Below are 14,784 nucleotides of genomic sequence, written 5' to 3'. Positions count from 1 at the left end.
GGCTGAAGCGCGCTCAACCGATCAAGATCAAGGCCACTTGCAGCAGCACGATCAGCAGCAGCACCGACAAATCCACCCCGCCCAGCGTGGGCAGCACGCGCCGGATGGGTGCCAACAAGGGCTGCAGCAACTGCCCCAGTGTGTACTGAACCGGCGCCTGGGGCTGGACCCAGGACAGCACCACATACACCAGCGCCAGCACCATCAGGCCCTGCAATACGGTGCGCAGCATAAAGTTGAGCGCCACAAAGGGCACGCTAAACAACGGGCTCGTCCCCGTCGAGCCGATCAGGCCGGCTCCGAACAGGGTGTGCCAAGCCGCTGAATAGGCCAGCGCCAGCAGACAGGCCGCGATGAAGCTGGCCACGTCAAACTGCGATTGCACCCAAGTCTGTGGCAGCGATTTGCGCAGCGGCTGCACGATCCAGTTGGTGACCGCCATCACGAACGGGCCCGGCTGCTGCACCATGCGCATGCGCCGCGTGTTCATCCAAGCGCGCAGCAGGGCCGCCCCGACCAAGAAAAAAAACAGCGTGTTAAGCAAAAAAAGGAGGGCAGACATATTTTCAGTGGGGCACGAGGGCCCGCAACCACTGATAGCCTTGCAGGCTGCGCGGGGGCCGCGAGCACAGCGCGTGCGGGGGTCTGATTTTCATCGTTTGCCCTTTTTCATCTTGCCTGCACCCCGTGTGGCCGACGCCGCCGGTGTACCAGCTGCCCGGGGCACCTCGCGCACCGCCTTGCGGGTGCGCTTAGGCGAATATTGTGCCTCAGGCGTGGCCGCAGCGCGCGTCCGTTTGGCTTTGCGCGGGGCTGGGTCCGCAACTCCGGCAGCGGCTGCATCCCCTGGCTCCTGACCCGGGCTGGCCGCTTTGCCGACGCCGCGTTCGCGGGGCTCACGCGACTCACGCGGTAGGCGCCGCGCCGGCTCGTCGCCGGTGACGAGCCGGAAGTCGATCCGGCGCCCGTCCAAATCGACCCGGCTCACCTGCACCTGCAAGCGCGAACCCAAGGCGTAGCGGATGCCAGTGCGCTCGCCGCGCAGCTCCTGGCGCGCCTCTTCGTAGCGGAAGTACTCGCCGCCGAGCTCGGTGATGTGCACCAGCCCTTCGACATACAGGTTTTCCAGCGTCACGAACAGGCCAAAGCTGGTGACGGCGCTGATCACGCCGCCGAACTCCTCGCCCAGGTGTTCGCGCATGTATTTGCACTTGAGCCAGGCCTCTACGTCGCGGCTGGCCTCGTCGGCGCGGCGCTCGTTGGCGCTGCAATGCAGGCCCGCCGCCTGCCAGCCCAAGGCCTCTGCGCTGCGCGCTTGGGGCGCAGCGCCACTGTCTGCGGCCGCACCCTTGCCCGCCAAGCGCTTGGACAACTTGGCCTGCGCCTCGCCCGGCGTGGGCAGGGTCGGCAAGTGGTAGCGGCGCTCGGCCAAAATGGCTTTGATGAGGCGGTGCACCAGCAGATCGGGGTAGCGCCGGATCGGGCTGGTAAAGTGGGTGTAGGCCTCGAATGCCAGCCCGAAGTGGCCGCTGTTGTGCGGGGTGTAGATGGCCTGCTGCATCGAGCGCAGCAGCATCTGGTGGATTTGTGCCGCGTCCGGGCGCTCTTGGGTGGCGGCGGCGAGCTGCTGAAAATCTTTGGGCTGTGGCTGCTCCGGCAGGCTTTGCATCACGCCCAGCGCTTTCAGGTACTGGCGCAGGGCTTCAACCTTCTCGGGCGTCGGGCCCTCGTGCACCCGGTACAGCCCCCACTGCTTGCCCTGGGCGATGAATTCGGCCGCGCACACATTGGCCGCCAGCATGGTTTCTTCGATCAGCTTGTGCGCCTCGGTGCGCACACGGGGGATGATTTTCTCGATGCGCCCGACTTCGTCGCAAACGATCTGCGTCTCGACGGTCTCGAAGTCCACCGCGCCACGGCGCTGGCGCGCACCCAACAGCGCCCGGTAAGCCTCGTGCAGGTGCAGCAAATGCGGCACCAAGGCGGCACGCTGCTGCGCTTGCGGGCCACGGGTGTTTTGCAAGATCGCCGCCACTTCGGTGTAGGTCAGGCGGGCGTGGCTGAACATCACGGCCGGGTAGAACTGGTAGGCGTGCACCTCGCCCTTCGCGTTGATGAGCATGTCGCACACCAGGCACAGGCGCTCGACCTGCGGGTTGAGCGAGCACAAGCCGTTGGAGAGCTTTTCCGGCAGCATCGGGATCACGCGGCGCGGAAAATAGACCGAGGTGGCGCGCTCGTAGGCGTCGGCGTCGAGGGCGTTGCCGTTTTCTACGTAGTGGCTGACATCGGCTATCGCCACCAGCAGCCGCCAGCCCTTGCTGCGCCCGACGCGGGCTGGCTCGCAATACACCGCGTCGTCGAAGTCGCGCGCGTCCTCGCCGTCGATTGTCACCAGCGGGATGTCGGTCAGGTCGATGCGGCCTTTGCGGTCGGTGGCGCGCACATGCTCTGGCAAAGCGCGCGCCTGCGCCAAAGCGGCCTCGCTGAACTGGTAGGGCACGTCGTACTTGCGCACCGCGATCTCGATTTCCATGCCGGGGTCGTCGATCTCGCCCAGCACCTCTTTGACGCGCCCGACCGGCTGCCCAAACAAGGCCGGCGGCTCGGTCAGCTCGACCACCACCACCTGCCCCGCTTGCGCCGCCCCGGTGGCCCCCTTGGGGATCAGCACGTCTTGGCCATAGCGTTTGTCTTCCGGCGCCAGCAGCCAGATCCCGCCTTCGTGCAGCAGGCGGCCGATCAGGGGTGCACTGGAGCGCTCGATGATTTCGGTCACGCGCCCCTCGGGCCGGCCGCGTCGGTCGTGCCCAATGATGCGCGCCTTGACGCGGTCGCGGTGCAGCACGGCGCGCATCTCATTGGGCGAAAGGTAGAGGTCGGGCTGGCCGTCGTCGCGCTGCACGAAGCCGTGGCCGTCGCGGTGGCCATGCACCACGCCGTCAAATTCGGTCAGCATTGGGTTTTGGATTTTTTCTTTCACTCGTTTTTTCACTCGTTTGGGTCATGCTATACTAGCGGCTTATCTGAAAGCCCAGGTGGCGGAATTGGTAGACGCACTAGTTTCAGGTACTAGCGCTGAGAGGCGTGGAGGTTCGAGTCCTCTCCTGGGCACCACACAAGGCAAAGAGCCTGCACATTGAACCACATTCAATGCGCAGGCTTTTTTCTTGCCTGCTTGTCGCCGCCAGCCCCTCAAAGCGGCAAACCCACCAGGTCGTGCCCCTCGGCGGCCACGATGCGCGCGCGCACAAACTCGCCCACCCGGTAGCTCTGGCTGGCTTTTTGGGTCGGTAACAGGCGCACCAAGCCATCGATCTCGGGCGCGTCGGCGTAGCTGCGCCCCACCCCGCCCTTTTTGCCCAGGCTGTGCGCCTGGTCCACCAGCACCTGCATGGTGGCCCCCACGCGGCGCTGCAAGCGCGCCACCGCCACGCCCTCGGCGACGGCCATGAAGCGCGCCCGGCGCTCGTGGCGCAGCGCATCGGGCAGTGCACTAGGCAGCGCGTTGGCGGCCGCCCCTTGCACCGGCGAGTAGGCAAAGCAGCCGGCGCGGTCGATCTGCGCCTGCGCCACGAAGTCCAGCAGGTGCTCGAACTCGGCCTCGCTCTCGCCCGGGAAACCGGCGATGAAGGTGCTGCGCAGCACCAGTTCCGGGCAGAGCTCGCGCCAGCGCTGGATGCGCTCAAGGTTGCGCTCGCCGCTGGCCGGGCGCTTCATGCGCTTGAGCACATCCGGGTGGCTGTGTTGCAGCGGCACGTCGAGGTAGGGCAGCACCAGCCCATCGGCCATCAGCGGGAGGATTTCGTCCACGTGCGGGTAGGGATAGACGTAGTGCAGCCGCACCCAGGCCCCGTGCGGGCGCGCCAGCTCGCCCAGCGCACGCACGAGGTCAAACAGCTTGCTCTTGATCGGCCGGCCATCCCAAAAGCCGGTGCGGTACTGCACATCGACGCCGTAGGCCGAGGTGTCTTGGCTCACCACCAGCAGCTCCTTGACCCCGGCCTCGAACAGCTTGCGCGCCTCGGTCAGCACCTCGCCCACCGGGCGGCTCACCAAGTCGCCGCGCAGCGAGGGGATGATGCAAAAGGTGCAGCGGTGGTTGCAGCCTTCGCTGATTTTTAGGTAGGCGTAGTGGCGCGGCGTGAGCTTGACGCCCACGCCCTCGATCACCTGTGAGGGACGCGCGGGCAGCAAATCGAGGAACGGGTCGTGCGGCGGCGGTGGCAGGTGCTGGTGCACCGCCTGCATCACTTCCTCGGTGGCGTGCGGCCCGGTCACGGCCAGCACCGAGGGGTGCATCTGGCGCACCAGGTTGGCCCCGTCCTCACCTTGGCGCGCGCCCAGGCAGCCGGTGACCAGCACCCGGCCGTTGGCGGCCAGCGCCTCGCCAATGGCGTCAAGGCTTTCTTGCACCGCCTCGTCGATGAAGCCGCAGGTGTTGACGATCACCAGATCGGCCCCCTGGTAGCTCTTGCTGGTTTGATAACCCTCGGCGTGCAGCCGGGTCAGGATAAGCTCGGAGTCGGTCAGAGCCTTGGGGCAGCCCAAGCTGACGAAGCCCACTTTGGGCGCGGGCCGGGGCGCGTGTGAGGCCGCTGGGGCCAAAGGATCAAGGGTTGCACTCATGCCCCGATTGTCTCAGCTTCGCTGTGGGGCACAGCGAACCGGGGTTGCAGGAAGGCAATCAGCGCTTGAGCCCGAAGGCGGCCAGCATCTGCTCTTGCATCTGCGCCAGCGCGTGCTGCGACTGGCTGTAGTAGTTGCCCAGCATCAGCGGGGCCTGCGCTTTGACGAACTGCTGCCACAGCTCGGGCGTGAGGTCTTTGGCCTGGTCGGCCATTTTTTGCTGCACATCCATGAAGATTTGCAGGTTTTTTTCCAGGTAGTGGCCCATATTGGCCTGCATCGAGTGGCCGTAGAAGCGGATCAGGTTGGCCAGCAGCTTCTCGGAAAACAGCGGCACGCCGGCGCTTTCTTCTTCCAAAATGATTTGCAGCAGGATGCTGCGCGTGAGGTCTTCGCCGCTCTTGGCGTCGCGCACCACGAAGGGCTGCACCCGCATCACCAGCTCCTTGACTTCGGCCAGCGTGATGTAGGCCGAGGTTTCGGTGTCGTAGAGGCGGCGGTTGGGGTACTTTTTGATCACGCGCAGCGAATGGCCGGGCGCGGGCGCTTCTAAAGCCTGGGGGTCTTGCACGGTGCGGGCTTTCTGGGCGGTGGGAAGGCGATAACGGCCTGACACAAGGGAAGTGGGCATGCAACCCACACAGCCCAAGCGGCTTGTGTGAGCCGCCTCCGATTGTAGAGGCAGAGCAGCCGGGGTTGCAGCCAAGGGGTCTGAGCGGCTCGCCCTCATCACCCTAAGCACTGGTCAAGTTTGAGGTTAATCAACAAAACCTACAATTTCACAAATTTCTGAAATAACAGCAAACCATGAATACACCTTTGGTCCAACGCTTCGTGCTGCACTTTGGCGAAATGGGCAGCCGCTGGGGCATCAACCGCACCGTGGGGCAGATGTATGCCCTGTTGTTTGTGTCGCCGCAACCCCTCAACGCCGAAGACATCGCCGACGCACTGGGATTTTCGCGCTCCAACGTGAGCATGGGCCTGAAAGAGCTGCAAAGCTGGGGCTTGGTGCGCTTGCAACACCTGCCGGGTGACCGGCGCGAGTATTTTTCAGCCCCCGAAGACGTGTGGGCGATCTTTCAGACCTTGGCCGAGCAGCGGCGCAAGCGCGAGGTGGACCCCACCTTGTCGATGTTGCGCGATGCGCTGCTGGAGCCGGTGGTCGACCCGGTGGACAAACATGCCCAAGAGCGCATGCGCGAAATGCACGATCTGATTGAACTAGCCACGAGCTGGTTCGAGGAGGTGCGAGAAATGGACCGCGAGCGCGTGGTCGAATTGATGAAGCTTGGCCGCAAAGTGGGCAAGCTGCTTGATGCCAGAGACCGTTTCATTGGAGGCAAAAATGCTTGATTTCCTCGACCCGCTGCTGCTAGCGCGCATCCAGTTTGCCGCCAACATCAGCTTTCACATCCTGTTTCCCACCATCACCATCGGCTTGGCGTGGGTGCTGCTGTTCTTCAAGTGGCGCTACCACCGCACGGCGGATATGAAATGGATGGACGCCTACGCCTTGTGGGTGAAAGTGTTCGCGCTCAGTTTTTCGCTCGGGGTGGTGAGCGGCATCATCATGAGCTTTCAGTTCGGCACCAACTGGCCGGGCTTCATGAACACCTTTGGCAACATCGCTGGCCCGCTGCTGGCCTACGAGGTGCTGACGGCCTTTTTCATCGAGGCCATCTTCGTTGGCGTGATGTTGTTTGGCTTCAACCGCGTCAGCAACCGGGTGCACACCCTCTCGACCCTGATGGTGGCGCTGGCCACCACCCTGTCAGCGTTCTGGATTTTGGTGCTGAGCTCGTGGATGCACACCCCGGCCGGCTTTGAGATGCGCGACGGCGTGGCGCACGCCACCGACTGGTGGGCGATCATCTTCAACCCCTCCTTCCCCTACCGCTTTTCGCACATGATGGTGGCCTCGTTCCTGACCGTGGCCTTCTTGATTGCCGGTCTGTCGGCGTGGCGCTGGCTGCGCGGCGACCGCAGCGCGGCGGTGCTGGCCACCCTGCGCACGGGGGCCTTCATGGGTGCGCTGCTTATTCCTTTGCAAATCTTCATTGGCGACCTGCACGGCCTGAACACACTCAAATACCAGCCGGCCAAAATCGCCGCCATCGAGGCCATCTGGGAAACCGATCGCGGGGTGCCGCTGGTGCTGTTTGGCTTTCCTGACGAAGAAGCGCGCACCACCCACTTTGCCATCGAAATCCCCAAGCTGGCCTCCATTATTCTCACCCACGACCCGGACGGCGAGCTCAAGGGCTTGAACGAATTCGAGGGCAAGCACCCGCCCGTGGCGGTGGTGTTTTGGACCTTTAGGGTGATGGTGGGCATCGGCGTGGCGATGCTGGTGGTGGGCTTTTGGGCCGCGTGGCGCTTGCGCCGCCAAGGCAGTGAGCCCTCGGTGCTGTTGGCGCGCGTGCTGTTTCTGATGACTTTTTCGGGCTGGGTGGCGGTGCTGGCCGGCTGGTACACCACCGAAATCGGGCGCCAGCCTTGGATGGTGCAGGGCTTGCAGCTGGTGGCCGACGCGGCTGGCCCGGTGCCCGGCCCGCAGATCGCCATGACGCTGACCGGTTACTTGCTGCTCTATGCCGTGCTGCTGACGGCTTACATCGCGGTGTTGTTCCGCTTGGCCAAAAAGGCCGGCCCGGCTGAATTGCTGGAGCCCAAGCCGAAGGCTCCCGAGCCACCCAGCCCGACCCTGCCCGTAACTGCATTGGAGCCCAAAGGTGTTTGACATGCCCGACCTGATGACGCCAGCCGGCTGGTTGCCGCTGGCCTTCTACCTGCTGCTCGGCCTGAGCATGCTGGCCTACGTGATTCTGGACGGTTACGACCTTGGCGTGGGCATCTTGCTGCGCCGCGCCACCGATCCGGACAAAGACGTGATGATTGCCTCCATCGGCCCCTTTTGGGACGCCAACGAAACCTGGTTGGTGCTTGGGGTGGGCCTGCTGATGGTTGCGTTCCCGCTGGCGCACGGGGTGGTCCTGACCGCGTTGTACCTGCCGGTGGCGCTGATGCTGTTCGGCCTGTGCCTGCGCGGCGTGGCGTTCAAATTTCGCTCCAAGGCCGCACCCGAACACAAGGCGGGTTGGAACCAGGCTTTCTGGGCTGGTTCGCTGATTGCCACGCTGGCCCAAGGCCATATGCTGGGATCGATGGTGCTGGGTTTTGCCAGCGGCTGGGCCGCCTTTGCCTTTGCCAGCCTGATTGCCGTGTGCCTGGTGGCGGGCTACTGCTTGCTCGGGGCCGGCTGGCTGATCTTCAAGACCAGCGGCGCGCTGCAGCAACAGGCGTTGCGCTGGGCCAAGGCCAGCCTGTGGTGGACCGCGCTGGGCGTTGCGGCGGTGTCGCTGGCCACGCCCTTTGCCTCCGAACGCATTTTCGACAAGTGGTTTAGCCTGCCTTGGGTGGTGCTGCTGGCCCCGATTCCGCTCATGACGCTGCTGCTGTTTTACCTCATCTGGCGCAGCCTAGAGCGGCTGCCAACCCGGTTGCAGCAAGGCAACGAGTACGGCACTGCGGTGCCCTTTGCGGCCACAGTGGGCATTTTCCTGCTGGCGTTTTACGGCTTGGCCTACAGCCTGTTCCCGTATTTGGTGATCGATCAAATGACGCTGTGGCAAGCGGCGGCCTCGCCCGAAGCCCTCTGGCTAATTTTCCTCGGCGCCTGCGTGATGCTGCCGATCATCATCGCTTCGTCGCTGTTTGTGTACCGGGTGTTTGGGGGCAAGGCACAGATAGCGGATTACACCTGAGGCCGGCAGGGTAGCGGGGGTGGCAAGCCATCAGCTTGGCGCAAGGCGGCTGTGCTAGCTTTGTGCGCTTGGCTTCACCCTTCTACCCATACCGCCCATGAAACGCCTACAAAACAAAATCTGCCTCATCACCGGTGCCGCCCAAGGCATCGGGGCCGCCACCGCCCTCAAATTCGCCGCCGAAGGGGCCACCGTGGTGGTCTGCGACCTGCGCCAGAGCGCCATCGACGAGGTGGTGGCTCAGTGCCAGGCCCTGGGTGCACAGGCGCTCGGGCGGGTGCTCGACGTGACGCAACGCCCCCAGGTCGATGCGCTGGTGGCCGAGGTGTTGCAGCAATACGGCCGCATCGACGTGCTGGTCAACAACGCCGGCATCACCCAAGACGCCCGGCTGCAAAAAATGAGCTTGGAGCAGTTCGATCGCGTGCTCGACGTGAATTTGCGTGGCGTCTTCCATTGCAGCCAGGCGGTGGCCGATGCCATGGTGGCGCAAGGCGCAGGCGTGATCCTCAACGCCTCCAGTGTGGTGGGGATTTACGGCAACTTTGGCCAGACCAACTACGCCGCCAGCAAGTTTGGCGTGATCGGCTTCACCAAAACCTGGAGCCGCGAACTCGGCCCCAAAGGCGTGCGCGTCAACGCCGTGGCGCCGGGCTTTGTGGATACCCCGATCCTGCGCACCATCCCCGACAAAGTGCTCAAAGAGATGGAAAGCCGGGTGCCGCTCAAGCGGCTGGCGCAGCCGCTGGAAATCGCCAACGTCTATGCCTTCTTGGCCAGCGACGAGGCCAGCTACGTCAATGGCGCGGTGCTTGAAGTCTGCGGCGGCATGACGGTTTAAGCCAAGTCGAAAATTTACGAACGAACCCTCAGCCCCAAGCTGAGGTTTGGGGCACTGGCAACGCGGCTTCTAACTCGTTTCTGCCAAATGGCAGGCGTATCATGGCTGGGCACCCAAACGCGAAAGCCCACACCATGACCGCCCCGCCTCGCCTTGACCCCAATCCGGCCCCAAATTCGGCCGCAGCGCCTGAGGCCACCCCCGCGGCCCCTGCTGCCACTTCCAGCAGCCCGCCATGGCACACCCTGAGCGCGCCAGCCTGTGCGCTGCAGCTCGGCGTCGAGTCCGCGCCGGGCCTGAGCCCACTAGAGGCCGCGCAGCGCCTGCAGCAGCACGGCGCCAATAAGCTCGCCGAACCGCCACCGCGCCCGCTCTGGCGCGGTTTGCTCGATCAATTCAAGAGCATGCTGATCATCATCTTGCTGGTCGCCGCGGTGCTGGCCGCCTTCATCGGCGACTTCAAGAGCGTGACCGTGATCCTGGTGGTGGTGTGCTTCAACGCCGTGCTGGGCTTTTGGCAGGAGTACCGGGCCGAGAAAACGCTTGCGGCCTTGAAAAAAATGCTGGCCCCCCTAGCGCGTGTGCGCCGCAGCGGTCGCGTAGAAGAAATCGAAGCCAGCACCCTCGTTCCCGGCGACGTGGTGCTGCTCGAAGCCGGGGACCGGGTTCCGGCCGACGGCCGTCTGCTGGCGGCGCACAATGTGGAGATCGACGAAGCGGCCCTCACCGGCGAGTCGCACACCGTGGGCAAAGACGCGGCCTTCGTGGCGCCGCTGGCGGCCCCGCTGGGCGACCGCCTCAACATGGCATTCATGAACACCGGCGTCACGCGCGGGCGTGCCGAGCTGCTCGTCACCGGCACCGGCATGGGCACCGAGATGGGCCGCCTGGCCGACATGCTGGCCAAGGCCGAAACCGGTGCCACCCCGCTGCAAAAGCAGATCGATGGGCTGGCGCGCAAGCTGGTGCTGATCGCCGCCATCGTGGTGACGGTGATTTTTACCCTCGGCATGTGGCGCGGCGATGAACTGGCCAACCTGCTGCTGACCTCGCTGGCGCTGGCCGTGGCCGCCACCCCCGACGGCCTGCCGGCCGTGCTCACCGTCACGCTGGCGCTGGGCATGTTCGCAATGGCGCAGCACCGCGCCATCGTCAAGCGCATGACGGCGGTCGAAACCCTGGGCTGCACCACCGTGATCTGCTCCGACAAGACCGGCACCCTGACCCTAAACCAGATGAGCGCGCGCAGTCTGGTTTTCAGGCAGCGCCGCTTCACCGTCTCGGGCGAAGGCTACACCGCAGCGGGCCTGATCGCTGCCGCCGATGCCGCCGACCGTGCCGCCCTGCCCGACTTCCTGCCCCTGCTGCACCCGGCGGCGCTGGCCAACGACAGCCGCATCCGCGACGGCCGCCTGATCGGCGACCCGACCGAGGGCGCGCTGCTGGCCTTGGCGGCCAAGGGCGGGGTCGATGCCGAAGCGCTGGCCGCGCACAACCCGCGCATTGCCGAAATCCCCTTCGATTCGGCGCACAAATTCCAAGCCACCTTCCACCACGACGGCGAGTGGGTGCGCATGTATGTCAAGGGCGCGCCCGATGTGCTGCTCACGCGCGCCAGCCGCCAGCTCAGTGACGTGGGTGAGGGCGAGGGCGAAGCCGCGCTCGATGCGGCTTTCTGGCAGACCGAGAACGAGCGCCTGGCCAGCCAGGCCATGCGGGTGCTGGCGGTGGCCACCAAAACCCTGCCAGCGCGCGACTTCGACCCCGCCGGCGAGCTGATGCAGCACGCCCAGGAGCTGACGCTGGTCGGCCTGGTGGGCCTGATCGACCCGCCGCGCCCGGAGGCGCGCGAGGCCATTGCGCAGTGCCAGCACGCCGGCATCCAGGTCAAGATGATCACCGGCGACCACCGCATCACGGCGGCGGCGATCGCGCGCGAGCTCGGCCTGCACGGCGAGGTGATCGAGGGGCGCGAGCTCGATGCGCTCAGCGTGGAAGCGCTGGCGGCGCGCATCGACCGCATCGCCGTGTTTGCCCGCGTGGCGCCCGAACACAAGGTGCGCATCGTGCAAGCGCTCAAGGCCGACGGCCACGTCACCGCCATGACCGGCGACGGCGTCAACGACGCCCCGGCGCTGAAACACGCCGACATCGGCGTGGCAATGGGCATCACCGGCACCGAAGTCACCAAAGAAGCCGCGGTGATGGTGCTCACCGACGACAACTTCGCCACCATCGTGCGCGCGGTGCGCGAGGGCCGCGCCATTTACGACAACATCGTCAAATTCGTGCGTTTTCAGGTCTCGACCAACATCGGGGCCATGCAGACCGTGCTGGGCGCCAGCCTGCTGGGACTGCCCACACCCTTTACGGCGGTGCAGATTTTGTGGGTCAACATCATCATGGACGGGCCGCCCGCCCTGAGCCTGGGGGTGGAGCCGCCGCGCACCGGCGTCATGGACGAGCCGCCGCGCCGCCCCGATGCGCGCATTTTGAGCGGCAGCCGCATTGCACAACTGTTTTTTTATGGTTTCTGCATGACGGTCGGCACACTGGCGCTGTTCTGGTACGCCCAGCCCAAGGGCGAGACCTATGCGCTCACGCTGGCCTGGACCACTTTCGTGCTGTTCCAGTTCTTCAACCTCTTCAATGCCCGCAACGAACATGGCACGGCCTTCAACCGGCAACTGTTCACCAACCGCTGGCTGTGGATGTCGCTGGGGGTGGTGATCCCGTTGCAGATCCTGGTGGTGCACTGGGGGCCGCTGCAGGCTTTCTTCAACACCACCGACCTGAGTCTGCACGACTGGCTGCTGGCCACGGCCGTAGCCGCCAGCGTGCTGGTGCTGGAAGAGGCGCGCAAGCTGGGGCTGCGGCTGTGGCGTGGTGGCAAAGGCCGCGGCGCTGCGGCGCACACGGCCTTGGCGCAACCCAAAACCCCGGCCTGATGCGCCGGGCCAGATACGCCCGCCCGCTACCACGCGCGGGCCCTGCAGCCCACACTGGTTGCGCCCCGTCGCACCCCGATCAGCGTTTTTTCTTGCCCGCCACCCCGGCCCGTGGCGGCAGCCCGGTGTGCTGCGTCAGCAGCGTGCCGGGGCGCACCGGCGTGCTGTTGCTGCGCCGTGGGCTCTGGTAGCCGCTGGGGCTGCTGCTGGGTTGGAAGCTGGGAATCAGGTGCTGGCGCCCGTTGCCGATCAGGTCGGCGCGGCCCATGGCTTTGAGCGCCTCGCGCAGCAGCGGCCAGTTGGCCGGGTCGTGGTAGCGCAAAAAGGCTTTGTGCAGGCGCCGGCGCCGGTCGCCCTTGACGACATCCACGCGCTCGGCGCGGGCGTCACGGTGGATGCCCTTGAGCGGGTTGAGCCCGCTGTGGTACATGGCGGTGGCGCTGGCCATGGGGCTGGGGTAGAAGGTCTGCACCTGGTCGGCGCGAAAGCCGTTGCGCTTGAGCCAGAGCGCGAGCTGCATCATGTCGGCGTCGCTGGTGCCGGGATGCGCGGCGATGAAGTACGGGATCAGGTACTGCTTCTTGCCGGCCTCGGCGCTGTACTGCTCGAACAGCTTTTTGAAGCGCTCGTAGCTGCCGATGCCGGGCTTCATCATTTTCGACAGCGGCCCGCCCTCGGTGTGCTCGGGCGCGATCTTGAGGTAGCCGCCCACGTGGTGCTGCACCAGCTCCTGCACGTACTCCGGGCTTTGCACCGCCAGGTCGTAGCGCAGGCCGGAGCCGATCAGCACCTTTTTGATGCCCGGCAGCGCGCGCGTGCGCCGGTAGATCGAGATCAGCGGCCGGTGATCGGTGTGCAGGTTGGAGCAGATGCCGGGATAGACGCAGCTCGGTTTGCGGCAGGCGGCCTCGATCTCGGGGCTCTTGCAGCCGAGACGGTACATATTGGCGGTGGGGCCGCCGAGGTCGCTGATGACGCCGGTAAAGCCCGCCACCTGGTCGCGGATTTGCTCGACTTCGCGCACGATCGAGTCTTCGGAGCGGCTCTGGATGATGCGGCCTTCGTGCTCGGTGATGGAGCAAAAGCTGCAACCGCCAAAGCAGCCGCGCATGATGTTGACGCTGAAGCGGATCATCTCCCAGGCCGGGATTTTGGTAGTCCCGTCGTGGCGGCCGTGTTCGTCGGCGTAGCTCGGGTGCGGGCTGCGCGCATAGGGCAGGTCGAACACCCAGTCCATTTCGGCGCTGCTCAAGGGGATGGGCGGCGGGTTGATCCAGACCTCGCGCGCCGTGGCGCCGCTGCCGTGCGCCTGCACCAGCGCGCGCGCGTTGCCGGGGTTGGTTTCCAGGTGCAGCACGCGGCTGGCGTGGGCGTACAGCACCGGGTCGGCGCGCACCTGCTCGTAGCTGGGCAGGCGGATCACGGTGCGCTCGCGTGCCGGTGCGGCGGCCTTGGTGCGCTGGGCCAGCGGGGGGTGGAGGGTGATGGGTTTGACCTCCCAATTTACCGTTCGCCCTGAGCTTGGCCCGTCCTGAGCTTGTCGAAGGATCGAAGGGCTCGCTAGGGCTTCGACAGGCTCAGCCCGAACGGGGGCAGGAGCTTCGACCTGCACCTGCACCGTTCGCCCTGAGCTTGGCCTATCCTGAGCTTGTCGAAGGATCGAAGGGCTCGCAAGGGCTTCGACAGGCTCAGCCTGAACGGATGTTTCTTCTTTCGAACAGCTCGCCCCGCGCGCCTGCGCCTGCTCGCTGGTGCTCAGGTAGGGGCTCAAGTGCGCTTCCACGCGGCCGGGGCGATCGACTTCGGTCGAATCGAGCTCGATCCAGTCCGGCGCGCTGCTGCGGCGCACGAAGGCGGTGCCGCGCACGTCGGTGATCTGCTGCACCGGCTCGCGCCGCGCCAGCCGGTGCGCGATCTCGACGATGGCGCGCTCGGCGTTGCCATACAGCAGCAGGTCGCACTTGGCATCGACCACGACCGAGCGCCGCACCTGGTCGCTCCAGTAGTCGTAGTGGGCGATGCGGCGCAGCGAGCCTTCGATGCCGCCGAGCACGATCGGCACATCCTTGTAGGCTTCGCGGCAGCGCTGGCTGTAAACGATGGCGGCCCGGTCCGGGCGCTTGCCGCCCACGTCGCCAGGGGTGTAGGCGTCGTCGGAGCGGATTTTGCGATCGGCCGTGTAGCGGTTGATCATCGAATCCATATTGCCCGAGGTCACGCCCCAGAACAGATTGGGCCGCCCCAGCAGCTTGAAGGGCTCGGCGCTGTGCCAATCGGGCTGGGCGATGATGCCCACGCGAAAGCCCTGCGCCTCCAGCACGCGCCCGATCACCGCCATGCCAAAGCTGGGGTGATCGACATAGGCGTCGCCGGTGACCAGCACCACGTCGCAACTGTCCCAGCCCAGGCGCTCCATCTCGGCGCGGCTGGTGGGCAAAAAGGGCGCAACGCCCAAGCGCTTGGCCCAGTAGGGTTTGAAACTGGGCAGCGGCTTGGCCGGGCGCGGGAAAAAGGAGACGTCAACGTAGGCGGTCATGGGGGGGGTGGTGCCTTGGGGGATTGACGGCTGCCATGTGGGGTAACCCTTGATTCTATGACG

General features: G+C 65.5%; 10 protein-coding genes and 1 tRNA gene. 6 read left to right on the top strand and 5 right to left on the bottom strand.

Features of this window, described 5'->3' with window-relative positions:
- Positions 1 to 13 precede the first annotated feature (13 nt).
- A complete protein-coding gene (locus SRAA_RS03535; RefSeq protein ID WP_045531034.1) occupies positions 14 to 562 on the bottom strand; it encodes a YggT family protein in 549 nt (182 codons plus the stop codon).
- Positions 563 to 652: 90 nt separating this feature from the next.
- Positions 653 to 2,959 (bottom strand): ribonuclease R, encoded by a 2,307-nt coding sequence (rnr, locus tag SRAA_RS03530; protein WP_045533219.1) that lies wholly within the window; start codon positions 2,957 to 2,959, stop codon positions 653 to 655.
- 73 nt (positions 2,960 to 3,032) lie between these two features.
- Between rnr and SRAA_RS03525 the strand changes: the two genes are divergently transcribed.
- A tRNA-Leu gene (locus SRAA_RS03525) sits at positions 3,033 to 3,117 on the top strand.
- A 78-nt stretch (positions 3,118 to 3,195) separates the two neighbouring features.
- Here the strand turns inward: SRAA_RS03525 and rimO are convergent.
- Both rimO and phaR read right to left on the bottom strand, forming a co-directional pair.
- Positions 3,196 to 4,629 carry a 30S ribosomal protein S12 methylthiotransferase RimO gene (rimO, locus tag SRAA_RS03520; protein ID WP_045531032.1) on the bottom strand — a complete coding sequence of 478 codons (1,434 nt, stop codon included), beginning with the start codon at positions 4,627 to 4,629 and terminating at the stop codon, positions 3,196 to 3,198.
- A gap of 58 nt (positions 4,630 to 4,687) precedes the next feature.
- Complete coding sequence (gene phaR / locus SRAA_RS03515; RefSeq protein ID WP_045531030.1) at positions 4,688 to 5,200, bottom strand: polyhydroxyalkanoate synthesis repressor PhaR; 513 nt, start codon at positions 5,198 to 5,200, stop codon at positions 4,688 to 4,690.
- A gap of 236 nt (positions 5,201 to 5,436) precedes the next feature.
- Here phaR and SRAA_RS03510 point away from each other — a divergent pair, with 236 nt between their 5' ends.
- The 5 genes from SRAA_RS03510 to SRAA_RS03490 all read left to right on the top strand — a co-directional run bounded on the left by SRAA_RS03510 (position 5,437) and on the right by SRAA_RS03490 (position 12,185).
- On the top strand, positions 5,437 to 5,985 hold the full coding sequence (locus tag SRAA_RS03510) for a GbsR/MarR family transcriptional regulator (RefSeq protein WP_034109836.1): 549 nt from the start codon (positions 5,437 to 5,439) through the stop codon (positions 5,983 to 5,985).
- Positions 5,978 to 7,372 (top strand): cytochrome ubiquinol oxidase subunit I, encoded by a 1,395-nt coding sequence (locus SRAA_RS03505; protein WP_045531028.1) that lies wholly within the window; start codon positions 5,978 to 5,980, stop codon positions 7,370 to 7,372. The genes SRAA_RS03510 and SRAA_RS03505 overlap by 8 nt, the downstream gene beginning before the upstream one ends.
- Before the next feature lies 1 nt (position 7,373).
- Entirely contained in the window at positions 7,374 to 8,396 is a 1,023-nt protein-coding gene (locus SRAA_RS03500) for a cytochrome d ubiquinol oxidase subunit II (RefSeq protein WP_420834924.1), read from the top strand.
- 97 nt (positions 8,397 to 8,493) lie between these two features.
- Positions 8,494 to 9,237, top strand: a complete 744-nt coding sequence (fabG, locus tag SRAA_RS03495) for a 3-oxoacyl-[acyl-carrier-protein] reductase (RefSeq protein WP_045531024.1) — start codon at positions 8,494 to 8,496, stop codon at positions 9,235 to 9,237.
- Between the two features lie 134 nt (positions 9,238 to 9,371).
- On the top strand, positions 9,372 to 12,185 hold the full coding sequence (locus SRAA_RS03490) for a cation-translocating P-type ATPase (protein WP_082040078.1): 2,814 nt from the start codon (positions 9,372 to 9,374) through the stop codon (positions 12,183 to 12,185).
- A 79-nt stretch (positions 12,186 to 12,264) separates the two neighbouring features.
- Here the strand turns inward: SRAA_RS03490 and SRAA_RS03485 are convergent, their stop codons facing one another.
- Positions 12,265 to 14,721, bottom strand: coding sequence for a YgiQ family radical SAM protein (locus SRAA_RS03485; RefSeq protein WP_045531022.1), 2,457 nt, complete (start codon positions 14,719 to 14,721; stop codon positions 12,265 to 12,267).
- Positions 14,722 to 14,784: the final 63 nt, after the last annotated feature.

The organism is Serpentinimonas raichei (genome assembly GCF_000828895.1).
In the GTDB taxonomy this organism is placed as follows: domain Bacteria; phylum Pseudomonadota; class Gammaproteobacteria; order Burkholderiales; family Burkholderiaceae_C; genus Serpentinimonas; species Serpentinimonas raichei.
Note: the sequence above shows the minus strand (reverse complement) of the source record. Positions and strands in the feature narration are given on the sequence as shown.

Coding starts and splice junctions, on each gene's coding strand:
- SRAA_RS03505 (WP_045531028.1), top strand. CDS start 5,978: ATGCTTGATTTCCTCGACCCGCTGCTGCTAGCGCGCATCCAGTTTGCC.
- SRAA_RS03510 (WP_034109836.1), top strand. CDS start 5,437: ATGAATACACCTTTGGTCCAACGCTTCGTGCTGCACTTTGGCGAAATG.
- SRAA_RS03485 (WP_045531022.1), bottom strand. CDS start 14,721: ATGACCGCCTACGTTGACGTCTCCTTTTTCCCGCGCCCGGCCAAGCCG.
- fabG (WP_045531024.1), top strand. CDS start 8,494: ATGAAACGCCTACAAAACAAAATCTGCCTCATCACCGGTGCCGCCCAA.
- SRAA_RS03535 (WP_045531034.1), bottom strand. CDS start 562: ATGTCTGCCCTCCTTTTTTTGCTTAACACGCTGTTTTTTTTCTTGGTC.
- SRAA_RS03500 (WP_420834924.1), top strand. CDS start 7,374: ATGCCCGACCTGATGACGCCAGCCGGCTGGTTGCCGCTGGCCTTCTAC.
- rimO (WP_045531032.1), bottom strand. CDS start 4,629: ATGAGTGCAACCCTTGATCCTTTGGCCCCAGCGGCCTCACACGCGCCC.
- rnr (WP_045533219.1), bottom strand. CDS start 2,959: ATGCTGACCGAATTTGACGGCGTGGTGCATGGCCACCGCGACGGCCAC.
- SRAA_RS03490 (WP_082040078.1), top strand. CDS start 9,372: ATGACCGCCCCGCCTCGCCTTGACCCCAATCCGGCCCCAAATTCGGCC.